General features: G+C 68.0%; 16 protein-coding genes. 9 read left to right on the top strand and 7 right to left on the bottom strand.

The window, feature by feature from the left end; all coding sequences use genetic code 11:
- Positions 1–161: 161 nt before the first annotated feature.
- The 5 genes from ACPYN9_RS15150 to ACPYN9_RS15130 are packed head-to-tail and all read right to left on the bottom strand — an operon-like array spanning position 162 to position 5,736.
- Entirely contained in the window at positions 162–1,469 is a 1,308-nt protein-coding gene (locus tag ACPYN9_RS15150) for a DUF58 domain-containing protein (protein ID WP_424467376.1), read from the bottom strand.
- A gap of 55 nt (positions 1,470–1,524) precedes the next feature.
- Positions 1,525–2,478, bottom strand: a complete 954-nt coding sequence (locus ACPYN9_RS15145) for an AAA family ATPase (RefSeq protein WP_424467375.1) — start codon at positions 2,476–2,478, stop codon at positions 1,525–1,527.
- A complete protein-coding gene (locus ACPYN9_RS15140) occupies positions 2,475–3,764 on the bottom strand; it encodes a DUF4350 domain-containing protein (RefSeq protein WP_424467374.1) in 1,290 nt (429 codons plus the stop codon). The genes ACPYN9_RS15145 and ACPYN9_RS15140 overlap by 4 nt, the downstream gene beginning before the upstream one ends.
- Complete coding sequence (locus ACPYN9_RS15135) at positions 3,761–4,438, bottom strand: DUF4129 domain-containing protein (RefSeq protein ID WP_424467373.1); 678 nt, start codon at positions 4,436–4,438, stop codon at positions 3,761–3,763. Before ACPYN9_RS15135 ends, ACPYN9_RS15140 begins: the two co-directional genes overlap by 4 nt.
- Positions 4,438–5,736, bottom strand: coding sequence for a hypothetical protein (locus tag ACPYN9_RS15130; RefSeq protein WP_424467372.1), 1,299 nt, complete (start codon positions 5,734–5,736; stop codon positions 4,438–4,440). The genes ACPYN9_RS15135 and ACPYN9_RS15130 overlap by 1 nt, the downstream gene beginning before the upstream one ends.
- Before the next feature lie 118 nt (positions 5,737–5,854).
- Here ACPYN9_RS15130 and mtrA point away from each other — a divergent pair, with 118 nt between their 5' ends.
- The 6 genes from mtrA to secA all read left to right on the top strand — a co-directional run bounded on the left by mtrA (position 5,855) and on the right by secA (position 15,026).
- Positions 5,855–6,544: an MtrAB system response regulator MtrA gene (mtrA, locus tag ACPYN9_RS15125; RefSeq protein ID WP_424467371.1), complete on the top strand. Its 690-nt coding sequence runs from the start codon at positions 5,855–5,857 to the stop codon at positions 6,542–6,544.
- Position 6,545: 1 nt separating this feature from the next.
- Positions 6,546–8,597 (top strand): MtrAB system histidine kinase MtrB, encoded by a 2,052-nt coding sequence (gene mtrB, locus ACPYN9_RS15120; protein ID WP_424467370.1) that lies wholly within the window; start codon positions 6,546–6,548, stop codon positions 8,595–8,597.
- Positions 8,594–10,312: an LpqB family beta-propeller domain-containing protein gene (locus ACPYN9_RS15115; protein ID WP_424467369.1), complete on the top strand. Its 1,719-nt coding sequence runs from the start codon at positions 8,594–8,596 to the stop codon at positions 10,310–10,312. The genes mtrB and ACPYN9_RS15115 overlap by 4 nt, the downstream gene beginning before the upstream one ends.
- Positions 10,313–10,383: 71 nt before the next feature.
- On the top strand, positions 10,384–11,121 hold the full coding sequence (locus tag ACPYN9_RS15110; RefSeq protein ID WP_424467368.1) for a ComF family protein: 738 nt from the start codon (positions 10,384–10,386) through the stop codon (positions 11,119–11,121).
- A gap of 144 nt (positions 11,122–11,265) precedes the next feature.
- Complete coding sequence (gene hpf, locus ACPYN9_RS15105) at positions 11,266–11,934, top strand: ribosome hibernation-promoting factor, HPF/YfiA family (protein WP_424467367.1); 669 nt, start codon at positions 11,266–11,268, stop codon at positions 11,932–11,934.
- Positions 11,935–12,074: 140 nt separating this feature from the next.
- Entirely contained in the window at positions 12,075–15,026 is a 2,952-nt protein-coding gene (secA, locus tag ACPYN9_RS15100) for a preprotein translocase subunit SecA (protein ID WP_424467366.1), read from the top strand.
- 133 nt (positions 15,027–15,159) lie between these two features.
- Here secA and ACPYN9_RS15095 read toward each other — a convergent pair whose 3' ends face one another.
- Positions 15,160–15,627, bottom strand: coding sequence for an Rv3235 family protein (locus ACPYN9_RS15095; RefSeq protein WP_424467365.1), 468 nt, complete (start codon positions 15,625–15,627; stop codon positions 15,160–15,162).
- A gap of 138 nt (positions 15,628–15,765) precedes the next feature.
- Here ACPYN9_RS15095 and ACPYN9_RS15090 point away from each other — a divergent pair, with 138 nt between their 5' ends.
- A complete protein-coding gene (locus ACPYN9_RS15090; protein WP_424467364.1) occupies positions 15,766–16,362 on the top strand; it encodes a hypothetical protein in 597 nt (198 codons plus the stop codon).
- 79 nt (positions 16,363–16,441) lie between these two features.
- Here ACPYN9_RS15090 and ACPYN9_RS15085 read toward each other — a convergent pair whose 3' ends face one another.
- A complete protein-coding gene (locus ACPYN9_RS15085) occupies positions 16,442–16,717 on the bottom strand; it encodes a helix-turn-helix domain-containing protein (RefSeq protein ID WP_424467363.1) in 276 nt (91 codons plus the stop codon).
- A 127-nt stretch (positions 16,718–16,844) separates the two neighbouring features.
- On the opposite strand from ACPYN9_RS15085, the gene ACPYN9_RS15080 reads away from it, so the two are divergent.
- Positions 16,845–17,471, top strand: coding sequence for a hypothetical protein (locus tag ACPYN9_RS15080; RefSeq protein ID WP_424467362.1), 627 nt, complete (start codon positions 16,845–16,847; stop codon positions 17,469–17,471).
- 1 nt (position 17,472) lies between these two features.
- Positions 17,473–19,026, top strand: a complete 1,554-nt coding sequence (locus tag ACPYN9_RS15075) for an AAA family ATPase (protein ID WP_424467361.1) — start codon at positions 17,473–17,475, stop codon at positions 19,024–19,026.
- The last annotated feature ends 6 nt before the right edge of the window (positions 19,027–19,032 follow it).

The raw sequence follows: 19,032 nt of genomic DNA, 5'->3' as shown, positions 1-19,032 counted from the left end.
CTTCTTCGATGAGCCGGGGTTGGTAGGTGAGTGAGCAGCGATGCTCCTCACCCACCAACCCCGGCTTTTTTGTTCCCCAAAACACGGCCCCGCACACCGTCACACCGAGCGCGTAGCGAGGCACTCCAGGCGCTGCGGTACGGGCTGCAGGCGCGTGGTGCTTACAAGCGACCGGACGCCTTGAGCTCGATGTAATGGTCGGCGATCGCGGGAGGCAGCTGCGACGGAGTTCCGATCACCGTATCTCCACCGAGACGACGGACCGTCTGACGCACCCGCTCCTGGTCCAGCAACGCTCGCTCAGCAGCGGCAGCCGCATACGTTTGCTCGCGCGTCTCCCGCCGCAGCGCCACATCATGCACATCCGGGTTCAACACTGAACCCAGCACAACGACATGCTTGCTCGACAGCTGCGGCAAAGCAGCGATGACGGGCTCAAGTGTTCCACCCGTCTCCAGGGTCGAGAGGATCACGACGAGCGAACGATGCGTCGTGACCCCGCGGACGAGGCCGGGGATTGCTCGCCAGTCGGTCGCGATGAGCTCAGGCTCCACATCCGCGAACGACTCGACGATACGGCTCAAGAGCTCCGCCCCAGAGACCCCCTGGATTCGAGCCCGGACCCGGCGATCCCACGCCACGACATCGACACGATCACCCGCGCGCGTTGCGAGCGCAGCGAGGAGCAGGGCCGACTCGATCGCGGTGTCGAGCCGCGTCTCATCGGCGACTCGAGCGGCGGAGGTGCGCCCGGTGTCGATGACGATGACCACGCGCCGATCGCGTTCTGGTCGCCACGTCCGCACCACCAGGTCCTGCCTGCGAGCTGTCGCCCGCCAGTCGATGGACCGAACGTCATCACCGCGGACGTACTCGCGCAGCGAATCGAACTCCGTGCCCTGCCCACGCACCATGAGCCGTGTCGCGCCGTCCAGCTCACGCAGCCGCGCCAGTCTCGAGGGCAGGTGCTTCCTCGACGTGAACGGCGGAAGGACCCGGAGGACGCCGCGATGCGCGAGGCTCACCTGTCGCGCCGCCAGCCCCATGGGTCCCCAGCTGCGGAGCGTCACCAGCTCGGCTCGGCGGTCGCCCCTGCGTGCGGGGAGAAGGGGGAACTCCGCGAGGCGTCGCTCTCCCGGGGGAACGTCCAGCATCGGACGGCGCGATGAGGCACCGGCCGTCGGCTCCCACCCGTCCCGCACCTGCACGCGCAACCTGCGCGTCCCGAGGTTCGTGACCGCCACCCGGCTCACGGCCGCTTCGCCCAGGCGCACCCGGCTCGGCAGGTCACGTTCGATCTCGACCCGACGGGGCGCGCCCGCGAGCAAGAGATCCGCGATCGCCGCGAGGAGAACAAAGAGGAGCCAGATGGCCACCGTGAGGTAGGCGGACGCCGAGGTTTGCCCGAAGAGCACGACCGGAACTGCACCGACCGCCGTCAGCAGCACAAGACGACCGCTCACCACCATGTGCCCACGCTCCCCATTCGTCGTTTGATCGCTACCTGCGGTATCGCGTGCCGGATCAGATCGGAACCTGCACCTGGGCGAGCACCGAGCGCAGAATCGCGTCGGCGCCGACACCCTCGAGCTCGGCCTCCGGCCGCAGCTGCAGGCGGTGCCGGAGCACCGGCAGGGCCATCGCCTGCACATGGTCTGGGGTGACGGCCTGGTAGCCGCTCAGGTAGGCGAAGGCTTTGCTTGCCGAGAGGAGCGCCGTCGCACCACGGGGTGAGACGCCCATGCGGACCGAGGGCGAACTGCGTGTGGCTCGGGCAATGTCGACGATGTACGCAAGCACATCCGCACGCACGTCCACTGCAGCCGATTCCGCTTGAGCGCGACGGAGCTCATCGGCAGACAGCGCGCTACGGACGCCGGCCCCGCGGAGGTCACGCGGCGAAAACCCAGCAGCGTGGCGTCGCAGCACCTCGAACTCCGCATCCCGAGACGGGAGGTCGAGGACGAGCTTGAGGAGGAAACGGTCGAGCTGCGCCTCAGGGAGCGTGTACGTGCCCTCGTACTCGATCGGATTCATGGTGGCGGCAACGAGGAAGGGCGACGGGAGGGTGCGCGTCACCCCGTCTGCCGAGACCTGTCGCTCCTCCATCGCCTCGAGCAGGGCCGACTGCGTCTTCGGTGGCGTGCGGTTAATCTCGTCCGCCAGAAGGATGTTCGTGAACACCGGGCCCTCGCGGAACTCGAACTCGCCGGCGGCGGAGTCGTACACGAGCGAGCCGGTGATATCGCCGGGCATCAGATCAGGCGTGAATTGCACGCGCTTGGTGTCGAGCGACAGCGTTTCGCTCAGCGTCCGCACCAGCAGTGTCTTGCCGACGCCGGGCACCCCCTCGAGCAGCGCATGACCGCCGGCGAGCAGTGAGACCAGCAGGCCATCCACCGCGCGCTCCTGGCCAACGACCGCCTTGGCGACCTCACCCCTGACTCGCTGCAGTGCTTCACGTACGTCGGTGCTCATGCGTGTCCTCCGGAACTCTCGGCGGTTGTACTCGGATCGTGGGTGGTCTCGCCTGCGCGATTCGGTCGCGCGTGGCCCGGGTCCACCGCGGCGGCGACCTCACGTTCGAGCGTGAGGAGCGCCTGGCTCAGATCGAGCAACTCTGGCTCGCTGCCAGGCACGGCGTCGAGCAGCGTCCAGGCGACGGATGCGCGCCTCGCGCCGAGGAGCGCTGCGCTCGAGGTGATGATCTCCTGCACGTCGCTGGTGCGCGCCAGGCCCAGGGACTTCGCGAGGCGAGTCGTGGTGCCGATGCGGAGATTGTCCAGCGCGCGCAGGCGAGCACGCTGCTGTGCGTACAGTCGGCCCCGGCCGTGCATAGTCTCGGCGGCCTCAACCACCACGGGGAGACGCTCCTCGACGAGCGGACCGAAGCGGCGGCCGCGCCAGACCATGACGCCGAGCAGCGTCGCCAGGGTCATCAGGATGGCCGGCGTCAGCCAAGGGGGCACGAAGGAGTCGAGGGTTGGTTCGACCCCGAAGACAGCCTCGGCGTCGGCGACGCCAGGGACATACCAGACCAGCGATTCCGTCTGGCCGAGGACGGTGAGGCCCATGGCCGCGTTGGCTGCGGACAGCACGTCGCCGTTGCTCAAGTTGTCGGTGGCGCCCAGGGCGCTCACCTGCTGACCTGAGGGAAGGGTCGTCTGCACGTAGGCGAACCGATCCGACTCGGGGTAGCACGCGCTGCCGGTGGCTTCGTCATCAAGCTGGTAGAGGCGCGCTCCGCGCTGTGAGATCTGCGGAGCAAGCTCCCCGAGCGGAGCTCCGCACCTCGCGCCAGCAGTGACGGTGTCCGAGTCTTCGCCGATGGCCCCAACCCCACCGACGACGATCGAGCCCCCGAAGGCTTCGAGGAGTCCCCGGCTCGGGGCGATCAGGACCACTCGATCAGCGTCGAGCTCGGCGATCTGGGTCGCGAGGTCGTCAATGGCGATGCCATCGCGGTCGTGAACGACCAGCGTCGTCTCGCCTGATGCCTCCTGCAACCGCTCTCGCGCCTCGACTTCGCTCGAGGCGGTGCTCGTCGCGATGCCCTGCTCGCCGAGCACGGTAAAGATGGCCTTCGCGCCGTTCGGTCGGGCGGAGTCGACCCCGAGGTAGGGGGCGTTCGCGCTCGCGAGGCCTCCGGCGATGAGCGCGCTCGTGACGGCGATCGCCACAGCTCCTGCCGAGATGAGCAGCCAGGGACGAATGCGCTTCAGGCGTTCTCGCACCGTCGGCGTCTGCTCCTGCACCGTGCTCACGAGGCGCGTCCTGCCAGGTCGACGAACGCGGCGGGCCTGGCCGACGCGAGGGCTGAGTCAAGGTCGCGCAGGTGCAGCCAGTCCTGTTCGGAGGCGCCGAGCCCGAGGTAGCGAGCGGCGTTGAACGTGGTTGCTGCGTGGTGCAGCGACGCGGCCTGCTCGACAAACGCGGCCGCAGTCGCGTCGGCGACCGCCGTGGCGGTCATGCCGGGGCTGAGCGAGATGACGGTCCGGTCGTGCACGGCGCGAGCCAGCGCGCGGAACTGCTCGATGACCGCTGTCTCGTACTCTCGACGACCGGCCGCGGCTGCGGCTGAGGCACGCAGCTCCTGCGCTGAGCGTTCATCGCCGTCGAAGACATCAGCTGCCGGCACGGTCCTCCGGCGCGCGCGCTGCGCGAGGATCGGGCGCCCGACCAGGAGCGCGATGACGCCGAGCACCACGATCGCCCCGATGACGAGCGCAATCGGCGAGAATCCGCCAGGGATCCCGTCGATGGGTTGGAGGATGTCGTTGACCCAATTCCAGAAGTCGTCGATCCACAGGTCGAGCCACGTCGGGGAGGCCTGGGTGTACTCAGCTTGTGCGAGCTCGCCCTGCAGGAGGTCGCGAGCCTGATCCTCGCCGATCTCGAGTGGCGGCTCCGCGGAGCCGGCCCAAGGCCCGCGGATCATCAGCGCGAGAACCCGGGCGCGGTCTGGAGCGGCTGCTCCCGCTGCACGTCGAAGTGCGCGTCCGTGATCTCCAAGCCAGCGGAGGACTGCTCGGCGTAGCGCTGGAGGCTCACGCCGAACCCTTCCTTGCGGATGCGGAGATCGAAGTAGAGGATCGTCGCGTTGCCGCTCGTGAGCACGAGCACGATCGCGCCGAGCAGCACTTGGAGCGCGGAGGTGATGAGCAGGATGAGCGCGAACGCCACGATCGTGCCGGCCTCCGGCGTCGAAGGCTGCCCGCCGTCCAGCGGCACGAGGATGATCTGGCCGAAGCTGACGGCGATCTGCGCGACGCCCGACACCGCGCCGGTCGCGAAGTTCAGGATGACCTGGATGACGACCACGATGCCCAGGATGCGCCAGAAGTTGCCGCCGGAAAGGCCCCAGCTCCTACGGATCGCCTCGATGGGCCCGAGGCCCTCGAGGACGATGGCGCTCGGGGCGAACATGATCTTGATGCCGAGCCAGACCATGAGCACGACCGTGGCGCCGCCGAGCAGCAACGTCAGCACGACGCCGAGGCCGATGGACCCGGCGATGGTCGCCTGGTCTCCGTTGGCACCGGAGAGCACCAGGAACATGATGAACGGAACGAGGAGCCAGCCGACGGCGATGAGCACGAGTGCTCCGATCCCGACGATGAGGGCGTAGCCGATGAGGCGCCAGATGCCCCGCCAACCAGCACGCCAAGCCTCCTTGAAGCTGAGCTTCTCACCGATCGCGCCGCGCGCGACGACTCTCACGAGGATGCCTTGCAAGAGCGCCGACCCGACGCCCGCGATGGCGACGCCGAGAAGCGCGGCCAGCGAGGTGAGCGTGATCGACGAGACGAGCATCGGCGCGATGTCTTCCTCACGTCCGGCGAACGGGATGCGCGTAAACATGAGCATGCCCACGACCACCGGCAGGAGGCTCGCGAAGATGGTCGTGGCGCCCATGACGATGACGGCGCTGCCGAGGATCGTCTTGGGGGAGGTGCGGAAGAGACGGAACGTCGCAGCGAGTGCGTCGCCGAAGGCGAGCGGCCGCAGTGGGAACAGCCCAGGCGTCGGCGCCGGCATCCACTGGCCCCCGGGCTGCTGGCCGTATCCCGGGTCTTGTGGGGGGCCGTACTGCCAGCCGGCCGCTCCGTGCGGCCCGGGCTGCGCGGGCCACGCGCCTCCCGAAGCCGAAGCGGGAGCGCCAGCGTTCGGCGCTCCGTACTGGGGCGGAGGCGCGGGGTGGGGCTCTGGTGCGTGCTCGTATGGACCGTGCGTCACGGCTCCATCGTGGCACACCGCTCGGCGCGCACTCTGGGTTGAGGCTCTGAGGAGGCTCGGCCCGCTACGCTGAGAGAACCGCCGGGTCTCGTGCGGGTTCTTGAACAGGGAGGGCTCTGTGGGCGAACGCATCCTCGTGGTCGATGACGACCTTGCACTCTCGGAGATGATCGGCATCGTCCTCAGGTCCGAGGGGTACGAACCGGAGTTCTGCGGCGACGGCGCCGCGGCCCTCGGTGAGTTCCGTCGGGTCAAACCTGAGCTCGTGCTGCTCGACGTCATGCTGCCCGGGCTGGACGGCATCCAGATCTGCCACCTGCTGCGTGCCGAGTCCGGCACGCCCATCATCATGCTGACGGCGAAGTCGGACACGACCGATGTGGTCCGCGGCCTCGAGGCCGGCGCCGACGACTACATCGTCAAGCCGTTCAACCCCAAGGAGCTCGTCGCCCGCATCAAGACGAGACTGCGCGCGAGCCAGCCCGAGGTGCAGAGCATCATCCGCGTGGGCGACCTGACGCTCAACGTCAACGCGCACGAGGTGCTGCGCGGCGAGGAACAGATCAACCTCACCCCGCTCGAGTTCGACCTGCTGCTCACCCTCGCGGCGAAGCCGCAGAAGGTCTTCACCCGCGAGGAGCTCCTCGAGCAGGTGTGGGGCTACCAGTACAAGGCAGACACGCGACTCGTGAACGTGCACGTGCAGCGGCTCCGCGCGAAGGTCGAGCACGATCCCGACCACCCGAAGATCGTGGCGACCGTTCGCGGCGTGGGCTACCGCGCTGGGAACACCACAGCGTTCTCCTGACGTGAGCGCTGTGAGCCCGCGCGCGATCTCCACCTCCGCTTCTCGGGCTTCCGATGTCGATACCGAGGGCATCCGGGTGCCCTACCGCTGGCGCTCTGCACGCGGCGTGTGGCGCAACCTCGTCTTCCTGTGGCGAACGTCGCTGCCATTTCGCACGATCGCGCTCTCGGTTGCGCTGACGACGGCGACCGTGCTCTCGGTCGGCTTCGTCATGTCCAACTCGATCGCCAGCGACCTCTTCAACTCGAGACTCCGTCCGCTCGTCTCCGAGACCGAGCGTGCCGTGACTGCGGCGCAGACCGTGTTCGCGTCCGGTGAGGAGACCGACAGTGCGGCCCTTGAGACGTTGCAGACGCAGGCGGTGGATGCAGCGCAGGACTCGGCAGCCAACAGCTACGGTGTCATCTTCATGCAGAGCGCGTCGCCGACTGGCGAGCAGTCGAACGAGCTGCGCGCCCTCGCCAAGGGGCCGGTGTCTGCGGACCTGGTCTCGGCGGAGCTGAAGGAGGCGGTGAGCGCCGGAAGCGACGCCGCCGCGAGCGGCACGACCTCGACGTCGCCGCGAACGCACTACCAGTCCATCGCGCTCGTCGACGAGCTCGGCAACGAGGTGCCAGGCATCGTCATCGGCTCGACCGTGACCGTGCAGAGTCTCGGCCAGTACGAGATGTACTTCGTCTACTCGATGGAGGAGACCCAGCAGACGCTGGACTTCGTCCAACGCACCCTCGTTGTCGCCATGATCGTGCTCGTCCTTCTTGTCGCGGTCATCACCGGATTCGTCATGCGCGCCGTGATCCAGCCGATCCGCGAGGCGGCGAAGACCAGCAGGCGGCTCGCCGCCGGACAGCTCGAGCATCGGGTACCGGAATCGGGAGAAGACGACATCGCGACGCTCGCGAGGTCGTTCAACGAGATGGCCGACAGCCTCCAGGACCAGATCGAGCGCCTCGCGAATCTGTCGCAGGTGCAGCAGCGGTTCGTGTCTGACGTCTCGCACGAGCTCCGCACGCCGCTCACGACCATCCGACTCGCTGGCGGCATGCTCTTTGACCGGCGAGACGACTTCGACACCGTCACGGCTCGTTCCGTCGAGCTCCTGCACGACCAGATCGAGCGGTTCGAGATCCTGCTCGCCGATCTCCTCGAGATCTCCCGCTACGACGCGGGTGCGGTCGAGATCCTGCGCGAATCGAACAGCCTCGCGACGGTCGCAGACGACGTTATCGGCGCCATGACCCCGGTGGCCCTCGACCACGGCACGCGGCTCGTGCTGAACGCGCCAGGTGGGTACGGAGAGTCCGAGTTCGACGCGCGCCGCATCAACCGCGTCGTCAGGAACCTCCTCGGCAACGCCATCGAGCACGGCGAGGCGAAGCCGATCGTCGTGTCGGTGGACTCCAACGAGTCCGCGGTCGCCCTCTCGGTGCGCGACTACGGCATCGGCATGACCGAGGCCGAGCGCACGCGCGTGTTCGACCGATTCTGGCGCGCAGATCCCTCGCGCAAGCGCACCATGGGCGGGTCCGGTCTGGGGCTCGCGATCTCGCTCGAAGACGTGCGCCTCCACGAGGGCCGCCTCGAGGTGTGGTCGGAGCCGGGCAAGGGCACGAACTTCAGGCTCACGCTGCCGCGGTTCGTCGGCGGGAAGATCATGGGGTCGCCGCTGCCGCTCGAACCTGGCGATGCGGGGGCCTCGACGATCACCATCGATCAGGAGGACGTCTCCTCTGAGGCCTTCACGGACGAGGACGTGGACACGCAGCCCATCGAGCTGCCCGACCTGGTCGGCATGCGCTCCGCCAATGCGGAGCCGCTGGTCTCGTCGGCCCCGACGAACTCGATGGATGTCATCGAGCAGACCGAGCTGGACGAGCCCGCACAGGTTCCCGCTCCCTGGGATGACGCCGAGGCGGTCGTCGTGACGAGCTCCGCCCCGGAGTCCGTGCCGTCGCTTCCCAGCGGCGAGGACCACGATGACAGCGACAGCAGCGCCGACAGCGACAGCAGCGCCGGCGAGCGTCCGGAAGCCAACCAGGAGGAGGCGAGATGACCCGATCCACGAACGCACAGCGCGTGACGCGAGGTATCGCGGCCGCGTTCGTCGTCCTGGCCATGGTCGTGCTGGCGGGATGCGCGCGCATCCCGACGTCAGGTCAGGTGCTCGCCGGGGAATCCGAACAGCAGGAGAGCGACCAGTCCTACAGCTTCTTCCCGGACGCCCCGCGCGACGGTATGAGCAGGGAGGAGATCGTCGAGGGGTTCCTCGATGCGGGAACCGGCACGCAGAACGACTACGCGGTCGCACGGGAGTACCTCGCAGACTCCTTCCGCCAGGAATGGGACCCGAACGCGCGCATCCTCATCACTGCGTCAGTGCCGAGCGTCGTGGACGCGGGCGCTGACCGCATTGAGGCGAGCTACAAGTCGACCGCGACCGTGGACGCTGATGGGCTCTACAGCGAACTCGGCGGAGGCACAACGGAACGGCTGTCCTTCACCCTCGCCCAAGACGCCGACGGTGAGTGGAGGATTACGGAGGCCCCGCCTGGCATCGTGCTGCTCGCCCAGAACTTCCGGAGCCTGTTCAAGAGCTACACACTGTACTTCTACGACGACACCCTCTCGCGCCTGGTGCCGGACGTGCGGTGGTTCGACGCCCAGCAGACGGCGATGACGCGCATCGCCAGAGCGCTCGTCAACGGACCTGCGCCGTGGCTGGCCGACGGCAAGGTGGTCAGCGCGATCCCCTCCGACGTGACGCTGCTCGGCGCGGTGACCGTCGAGGGCGAGACGGCAGACGTCGACTTCTCATCAAACCTCTCGTCGGCATCGCCGGAGCGGTACTCGCGAATGCTGCTGCAACTCACCGAGAGCTTCGGCGACTTCGAGGCCATCTCGAGCGTGACGATGTCGATCACCGGCGTGCCCATCGACCAGGAGCTTCCCGGTGACGACGACGTCATCGTCAACCGGCAGGTCACAAGCACGCCGCTCGTTTATAAGGCGGGCGAGCTCGGGTTCCTCAGCGGCCCGAACGTCACGGCGTCGGAGGAGACCGCCGCGCTGCAGGGGGCGATCGCCCCACTAAGCCCCCAGAAGGGCGCCTACGCAGCCGACCGCGACGTCGCCTCCTTCGTGACGCCGAACGGCGTCTTCACGACACCCATCGCCGACCCGGACCCGCTGCTGGTCGACGCGAGGCCCGGCCCGCTCGCCATGAGCCTCGACAGCTGGGGCTACACCTGGACGGGCAGCACCGACGGGTCGGGGCTGCGCGCGACCGATGTCGAAGATCGCCAGCACAGCTGGCTCGAGCCCGCTGAGAACGTCGGCGCCACCGGCTACCGGGCCATCGCCGTGTCCAGAGACGGTGCGCGGCTCGCCGTGCTCGAGAACACGTCCGTCGGTGTCCGTGTCGCCGTGATGGCGATCGAGCGAGAGCCGGGCACGAACCGTCCGATCGCCCTGGGAACCCCGCTCCTGCTCGCTCCAGGTGGCACGTCACCCATCGACCTCGCGTGGGTCGACGAGACCTCGCTGGCCGTGCTGGCAATCGGTAGCGAGGGAACCGCCGAAGTGCGGACGCAGACCGTCGGCGGCACCGTGACGGTCAACGGCGCCGTGCTCGATGGCCAGCAGATCACCGGGAGCAACACCCCAGCCGGGCTTCGTGTGCTCGACAAGGAGCACCACATCTACGTGCCGAAGGGCAACCGCTGGCAGCAATCCGACGCGACGGTCGACTTCATCCTGACCCAAGTGTGATCCGAGCTGCGTTTCTCCACAGCGCGGCACCCGAGTCATCCCCGGCGCTGGGGCCACCGCATCCTTGAAGGATGCCGCTCCGCGTTCCACTTCCGACGCTCGCGCGCCAGTGGATACGCGGGGTGCGCATCCACTTGCTCGATGCGCTCGCGGTCGTGCTGCCCGTTACCTGCGCGTCGTGCGGTGCTGTCGACCGGGCGCTCTGCCGCAACTGCGCTCGCCGTCTCGCGGAGGCGACACGGGTCAGAGAGTGCGGTCTGCGCATCGAGGCGATGGGCGGGCGGCGCATTCCGGTGTTTGCCGCGGTCGACTACGACGGGCCGACCAAGGCGCTCATCGCGGCGTTGAAGGAGCGGGGGAGGACCGACGCGGCGCGGCCGCTCGGGGTGCTCCTGCGGAGGGCCGTCGCCGCGCTGGCCACGTCCACGGGAGCGACCGACACCGCCAGCACACGCTCCTGGGTGCCGGTTCCAGCCCCCTCGTCGCCGGGGTCCCTCCGTGCTCGGGGGTACGCGCACCTCTCGATGCTCTGGTCGCTCGCGGTGCCTGGCACGCGCAGCGTCGCCGGGCTCCGGGTCGTGAGGTCGGTCCGCGACCAGGCAGGGCTCTCCGCGTCGGCCCGCGCGGCGAACCTCCGAGGCGCCTACGTCGCCGACCCGCGGCTGGCCGGCGCGAGGGTCGTGCTCTTCGACGACGTTGTCACGAGTGGGGCCACGCTTCGGGAGGCGGTCCGAGCCCTGGAAGCCGCTGGCGCAGCGGTGGTGGGATGCGTCGTTGTCGCGGAGGCCGTGCGTCGGAGGCCGCAGTGAGCGGCGGCTCAGCACGACACGCGCGGAGGGTAGGTCATGCCTGCGAAATCGCAGACAACACGGAGTGAATTGGGGTCTACGATTACCGCACAGCATCACGAGGCAGTGACACCTCGGCCTCGTGCAGAACGACAGGAGAGTGACATGGAAATCACGATCACCGGTCGCAACACCGAGATCCCGGACCGCTTCCGCGAATACGCCACCGAAAAGGCGCTCGCGAAGGTCTCGCTTCTCGATGGCAAGACGCAGGCGGCGGAAATCAAGCTGACCAAGCGAACCGACAGGGCAGGGAACCTTCTCGATAAGGGCAAGGTCGAGATCACCCTCTTCGGTCCGGGGCCGGTTGTCCGCGCAGAGGCAGAGGCCGGTGATAAGTACGCAGCGTTCGATCTTGCGCTCGACAAGCTCGTCGAGCGACTCCGTCGGAACAAGGACCGCAAGAAGATCCACCGCGGCCAGCACACGCCGCTGCGTCTCCAGGAAGCTGCCGCCGAGAACTTCGCGCAGATCGACGTCGTCCCCGCAGACACCGACGCGATCAGGCTGGTCGAGAACGGCGGCACCGCGTCTGAGATCGCGGCTGAAGAGGAATCGCTGGAAGAGCTGTACTCGCCCGTCGTGATCCGCGAGAAGACCTTCGCGCCGAAGCGTCTCAGCAAGGACGAGGCGGTCGACCACATGGAGCTCCTGGGCCACGACTTCTTCCTCTTCATCGAGAGCGAGTCGCTGCGGCCGAGCGTCGTGTACCGCCGTCGCGGCTGGGACTACGGAGTCATCGCGCTCGACGAGAACGAAGTGCCCGTCTCCTGACCCCACGCGTCACGCTCGCCCCGGTCGATGCATCCAGCATCGATCGGGGCGAGATGCGTAGAATCAACGAATATGCACAGCACGGGCTGTGCTTCGCCGTGCGCTCTCGCGCCGCTTGCGTCAACCAGTAGGAGCAGACCTTGGCCTCAGTTCTCGAGAAGATTCTCCGCATGGGCGAAGGGCGCACCCTTCGAAAGCTCGAGAGCATCGCCAAGCAGGTCGGACGCCTCGAGGACGCGTTCAAGGAGTACAGCGACGAAGACCTTCGCGACATCACGGCGTCGTTCCGGGAACGCCACGAGGCGGGAGAGTCGCTGGATGCGCTCCTTCCCGAGGCGTTCGGCGCGGTTCGCGAGGCGGCAGGGCGAGTGCTCGGCCTCCGGCACTACGACGTGCAGATCATGGGTGGTGCGGCGCTCCACCTCGGCAACATCGCAGAGATGAAGACGGGTGAGGGCAAGACGCTCGTCGCGACGCTCCCCGCCTACCTCAACGCGATCGCGGGCAAGGGCGTGCACGTCGTCACTGTCAACGACTTCCTCGCCACCTACCAGTCCGACCTCATGGGCCGCGTCTTCCGCGCCCTTGGCATGACCACCGGATGTATCGTCTCCGGCCAGTCGCCGGCGGAACGCCGCGAGCAGTACGCGGCCGACGTCACCTACGGCACCAATAACGAGTTCGGCTTCGACTACCTGCGCGACAACATGGCCTGGCGGTCTGAGGACATGGTGCAGCGTGAGCACTTCTTCGCGATCGTCGACGAGGTCGACTCGATCCTCATCGATGAGGCGCGCACGCCGCTCATCATCTCCGGCCCAGCGCAGGGCGACGCGAACCGCTGGTACTCCGAGTTCGCCTCCATCGTGCGCAAGCTGAAGGAAGGCCGCGACTACGAGGTCGACGAGAAGAAGCGCACGATCGGCGTCCTCGAGCCGGGCATCGACCGGGTGGAGGATGCCCTCGGCATCGACAACCTCTACGAGTCCGCGAACACGCCACTCATCTCGTTCCTGAACAACGCCATCAAGGCGAAAGCGCTCTTCAAGCGCGACAAGGAATACGTCGTGCAGAACGGCGAAGTCAACATCGTCGACGAGCACACCGGGCGCATCCTCAAGGGTCGCCGGTACAACGAAGGACTGCACCAGGCGATCGAGGCCAAGGAAGGGGTGCAGATCAAGGCCGAGAACCAGACGATGGCGACGGTCACCCTGCAGAACTACTTCCTCATGTACGACAAGCTCGCGGGCATGACCGGTACGGCCGAAACCGAGGCCGCCGAATTCATGAGCACCTACAAGCTCGGCGTCGTCCCCATCCGCACGAACCGCCCGATGCAGCGCAAGGACAACCCCGACCTCGTCTACAAGAACGAGAAGGTGAAGTTCGACCAGGTGGTCGAGGACATCGTCGAGCGCCACGAGACGGGTCAGCCCGTTCTTGTCGGCACGACGAGCGTCGAGAAGAGCGAGTATCTGTCGAAGCTCCTCGCCAAGCGCGGCATCAAGCACGAGGTGCTCAACGCGAAGAACCACGCGCGTGAGGCTGCCATCATCGCGCAGGCGGGTCGCAAGGGCGCCGTGACGGTCGCCACCAACATGGCAGGGCGCGGTACCGACATCATGCTCGGTGGCAACGCGGAGTTCCTGGCTGTCGCCGAGATGACGGCGCTCGGGCTCGACCCGCAAGAGAACGCCGACGAGTACGACGAGAAGTGGCTCGAGGTCTTCGGCTCCATGAAGGAGCAGGTCAAGAGCGAGGCCGACGAGGTCGCTGAAGCTGGCGGACTGTACGTGCTCGGCACCGAGCGCCACGAGTCGCGCCGCATCGATAACCAGCTCCGAGGCCGTTCCGGTCGCCAGGGTGACCCGGGCGAGAGCCGCTTCTACCTGTCGATGACCGACGACCTGATGCGCCTCTTCAACACCGGCGCCACTCGGGCGATCATGGCGGGCGATGGCACCCCAGACGACCTCGCGCTCGAGTCCCGCATCGTGTCGAGGGCGATCCGCTCCGCGCAGTCGCAGGTGGAGTCGCGCAACGCTGAGATCCGCAAGAACGTGCTCAAGTACGACAACGTGCTCAACGAGCAGCGTACGGCGATCTACAGCGACCGCCGCCGCATCCTCGAAGGCGATGACATCGCCGACAAGGTGCAGAAATTTCTCACGGACGCGATCGACGACATCATCCAGGAGCACACCGGTGAAGGCACCGGTGACGACTGGGAATTTGATGCGCTGTGGACCGACCTCAAGCAGCTCTACCCGGTCGGCATCACCGAAGAGGAGCTCTTCGAGGAAGCGGGTGGGCGCAGCAAGCTCACGCGCAAGCTGCTCGAGGAGGAAGTGCTCTCGGATGCGCGGCACGCGTACGAGCGCCGCGAGGAGTCGATCGGCGAGCAGGCCACCCGCGAGCTCGAGCGCCGCGTCGTACTGAGCGTCATTGACCGCAAGTGGCGCGACCACCTCTACGAGATGGACAACCTCAAGGACGGCATCGGCCTGCGTGCCATGGCGCAACGCGACCCGCTCGTCGAGTACACCCGCGAGGGCTTCGCGATGTTCCAGCAGATGCTCGGCAGCATCCGTGAAGAGTCGGTCGGCTTCCTCTACAACCTCGAGGTCACCGTCAAGAAGGACGAGACCCCGTCTGCCAGCGAGACTCCAGACGTGCAGATCGTCGCCAAGGGACTCGATGAGAAGGCCCAGACCGCGCTGAGCTACTCCGCCGCGACCGACCAGGGCGAGGTCGAGGTGCGCAATGAGCGAGGCCAGCTCAACCAGCGGGCGACGGCCGAGGCCAAGCGCAGGGAACGCGATCTCGGCACGTCATCGGCGCTCGATCAGGCGCGTGACGAAGCGGGGGAGGAGCCGGCTGCTCCGACCTCGAGCCGTCCGCAGGGCGGCACGCGCCCTCGCCAGCCTGCCTCGCGTTCGGGCAACCCGGCCAAGCGACAGGCCGCCGAAAAGGGTGAGCCCGCTGCGAACAGCGGCCCCGTCGCGGGCAGCTCGTTCGGCAAGGGCGCGACCCCGGGGTCCGGAAACCAGCCTGCTGGCAACCGCGCGCAGCGACGTCGGAAGAAGTAGCGCGCCGTCCCCTCTGAGCTGCGAGCTGTGAACTGACTCAGCGGGCGCACCCATCCGGGTGCGCCCGCTGATCTGTTGCCGTGCTGTTGCTGTCGATGTCGCTGTCTCGTGCCGAGGTGACGCCAGAGCGCCGTCAGAGCACGTGGATAGCGGATGCACGCCAGCGGCGGTCGAGCCCCTCCAAGCGGACCGTGACCGCTCGGACCCGTGCGCCGAAGTCGAGGACAACGACTGCGTCGACGATGTTGTCGTTGGTCTCCTGGACCCGCAAGCTCAGCTCGTGGAAGTTCGGACGACGCGTCGGGCGCTTCCTCGCCTGTCGTGCTCTCGCGGCGTGCTGCGTGCGGATGAGCAGGTGGCGGAAGACGTCGTCGGTGACCCACCGCGAGAGCTGCTCGATGTCCCTGACCCCGGCGATGACCTCGACGACGCTTCGCGCGAGGTTCGAGATGAGCGGCCTCGGATCAGGGAGGTCGCTCGCGGCCGTCCGCTCGCGCCTGAAGAGCGGATCGGCGTCGATGAGCTCGCCTGCGCCGGACGGCGTCGATGAGAGTGGTGCATCGACGGCGCGTAGCGCCCCGATGCCGCGCGATGGCAACATGCGGCCCCCGAATGGTTCTAGGCGATTCCCCCCGAACCGCCTGGCGTCATGAAACCACGCGCTCCCCCTCCGTCGCCAGGTTCGAACTCCCCTGTGGATAACTTCCGCCGTGGATGCGGCGCACCCTACGCTGACGAGGTGCGGTGGGACGACCTCTTTGAAGACCTCGCGGGCGAGCTGCAGGGAGGGCTCGACGACGAGGCGGCCAGACGCGCCGTCGAAGACGAGCGGCTCCGCGTCGGACGTTTGACGGTCCGCGAACGGCTCGTCGCGCTCGCGGAGCGCGAGCTCGGTCCCGTCTCGCTCCAGCTCTCGGACGGATCGATCGTCGCGGTGCGACCGAGGACCTTCGGCAGCGACTGGCTCTCCGCGGAGCTGCTCGCCGAGTCGGGACGCGCTCGGGTCTGCATTGTCCCGACAGCGGGAATCGCATCCCTCGTCCTCTCCGAGGAGCAGCTGCTCGCGAGTCTGCGTGAGCCGGCGGCCAGCGGCCCGGGCGACCTCTCCGGGCGCCTCGGCCTGGCGTTCGCGCTGCGCGACCTCGGACGCCGACGGCAGCAGTGCGAGTTCGTCGTGACTACGGGGAGCATCGTCGGAACAATCGACCGAGTCGCGCGCGACCACGTCGATGTCGCGGTGCACGAGCGCGGCGTGGCCCGGCGAGCGAAGGACGTCGTGGCCTATCGGATCCTCCCGTTCGACGACCTCCGCCTCGTTGTCCTCGAGGGTGACTGACGTCCGCGCAGCGTCCCGGGCTGAGCGCCGAGCGCGCGAGGGCAGGTCAGAGCAACGGTCGGAGCCTCGGGGTGTCGTCTTAGAGCGGCTCCGAGGCGAGGAAGTCACCCGTGTCGGCGAACGCTCCTTGCCGGAGCGCGGAGACGCGGCGTTGGTACTCGTACTGATCGTCGATGTATTGCTCGAGCACACTGCGCCCGACACGCCATTCACCCACACCGCCGATGCGAATCGCAGGCAGCTCCCCGCTCTGCACGAGCCCGGTCGCCACATCCAAGGTGACGTTGAGGATCTCGCAGACCTCGGCGAGGGTCAGGAAACGGCCGATTGACTGGGGGTCAACGGAAGCGTTCATGCCGTCGATTATCGCGCGGCAACCAGAGAACGGTACAAGTTGTGGATAACTTCTGCGGGGACGCGCCCACTGCGCCACCATGGCTGAGCCGCCGTCACTTCGGCGGGCAACGCTGGGGGAGGCGTAGATGAGTGTGACGAAGACTCGCAGGCCACGACGCTGGGTCGATCCGAGGCTGTTCCTCGGTGCCATCCTCGTCGTCGCATCGGTCCTCGGGGTCGTCGGGGTGCTCGTCATCGGCAATCGCACGGAGATCGCCTACGCTGCCGCTTCGACGATCGCGCCTGGGCAGAAGATCACGCTCGGCGACCTCGTGGCCGTCGAGGTCGCACTTGGGGCGAGCGCAGACGCCTATCTCACTGCGGAGACGGCGCCGGCCGGCGACTTCATCGTGATGCAGGCGGTGCAGTCCGGCGAGCTCGTGCCCAGGTCGGTGCTCGGTGACGCAGATGCCAGCAGGTCCACGGTGATCGTCGAGGTCTCCGGCGGCCTGCCGACGGAGCTTGGGTCGGGCAGCGCCGTGGAGCTTTGGTCGAGCCAGGAGACCACCCCGGGTACCTATGGCGCGCCGGTTCTGACGTCCGCGCACGCGGTCGTCTCGAAGATTCTCCCGAGCGAGGGGTCGCTGTCGTCGATGAGGGAGGAGCGCGTGGAACTGCTCGTGCCGAAAGTTGAGATCCCGGCGCTGCTCGCGGTGATCAACAATGACTCGAGGCTTGCCCTCATCCCCGTCTTCACCGAACAGGGGCAGTGACGTGTCTCGAATCCTGTTGGCCATCGACTTCGAGATCGAGGCGAGGCTGCTCGAGGGCATCATCGCAGCGGGCCACGACATCGTGGACCGAGTATCGGGCGGTCTCGCGGCGTCGACGGCACTCGAGCGACTCAGGCCGGACATCGTCGTGCTGCAAGGAGCTCCGGAGACCCTGACGCCACGCAGCCTCGCGGCCTGCGAACGGCTCGGGGTCCGGGCGGTCGTGATGGTCGGCACCGACCTGGAGCGGCGAAACGCCGAGGCGCTCGGGTCGACCGAGGTGGTGGATGCGGCTGCGAGCTGGAGCGAGATCGAAGTGCTGCTGGCCGCTCGGCGACGTGGTTCGTCGCGCGACGTCGAAACGGGCCCGATCGCGCAGCAGTCCCTCGCCTTCGCGCGTCCCCCGGTGCCGGGACCGCCTCGCGACGGGCTGGCGACGGCGGACTCCACGACGCACCGGGAGGCTGCGACGACCGAGCCGCAACTCGTCCGCTCGTCCCGTGCAGAGTCGTCCCGTGCAGAGTCGTCCCGTGCCGATCGTCGAGCCGGGGCTCGGTCGCGGGAGCGGAACCGTCCGGCGCGTGCGCCGGAACCGAGCACGAAGGGAACTCCGCCGCCGCTTCGGCGCGTGCGAGCGGACGGGCGAGGCCTGCTGCTGGCGGTCTGGGGTCCGCACGGCGCACCGGGCGCATCCACCATCGCTGCGGCCGTCGCCGCCAACGCCGCTGACGCGGGCCAGCGGGTGCTGCTCATCGACGCGGACACCTTCGGCGGATCGCTCGCTCCGATGCTCGGGATCACCGACGAAGCCCCGGGCTTCGCGTCAGCCTGTCGCCTCGCGGGCGCGGCGAGGCTCACGCTCCCCGAGCTGGAGCGCATCAGCGTGTCTCGGCAGCTTGGGGCCGGCGAGCTGCTCGTGCTGACCGGCATTGCGAACCCAGCACGATGGCCGGAGCTCACGCGCGACCGAGTTCTCACGGTGCTTGAGAAGTGTCGCGAGGTGGCCGACCTGGTGGTCGTCGACGTGGGGTTCAGCCTCGAGCGCGACGACGAGATCGCCAGCGACGCCTTCTCCCCGCGCCGATCCGCGGCGACGCTCACGGCCCTCACTGCGGCCGATCGTGTGCTGGCCGTTGCAGACGGTCAGGCAGTCGGGCTGCAGCGCTTCCTGCGCGCGCGGCTCACGCTCGTCGAGATCGTGGGCGACACCGCGGTGGATCTGATCGTGAACCGGGTGCGCGCTGACGCCGTCGGGTTCGGCGCCTCGGGGCAGATCCGGCATGTGCTCGCCAGATTCGCGGGCCTGGAGCCGACCGCGCTCATCCCGCTCGACCAGTCCGCGTGCGATCGCGCCCTCCTTGCGGGCGAACCGGTCACCCACGCGAGCCCACGCTCGGTGTTCTCGCGCGCGATCGGACGGTACGTCGCCGACCTACTGCTGGCGGCGTCGTCGGACGCGTCCGCCCTGCCTGTGCAGCGTGCGGTAGCGGCGAGACGTGGCGCAATTCGTCGATTCTGGCGCGGTCGTGGCGAACTGCAAGCTCAGAACTCCTAAGCTGAC

The sequence above is a fragment of the Pseudoclavibacter helvolus genome (genome assembly GCF_049707175.1).
Taxonomy (GTDB): domain Bacteria; phylum Actinomycetota; class Actinomycetes; order Actinomycetales; family Microbacteriaceae; genus Pseudoclavibacter; species Pseudoclavibacter helvolus_A.
This window is presented reverse-complemented; position numbering and strand designations above follow the sequence as displayed.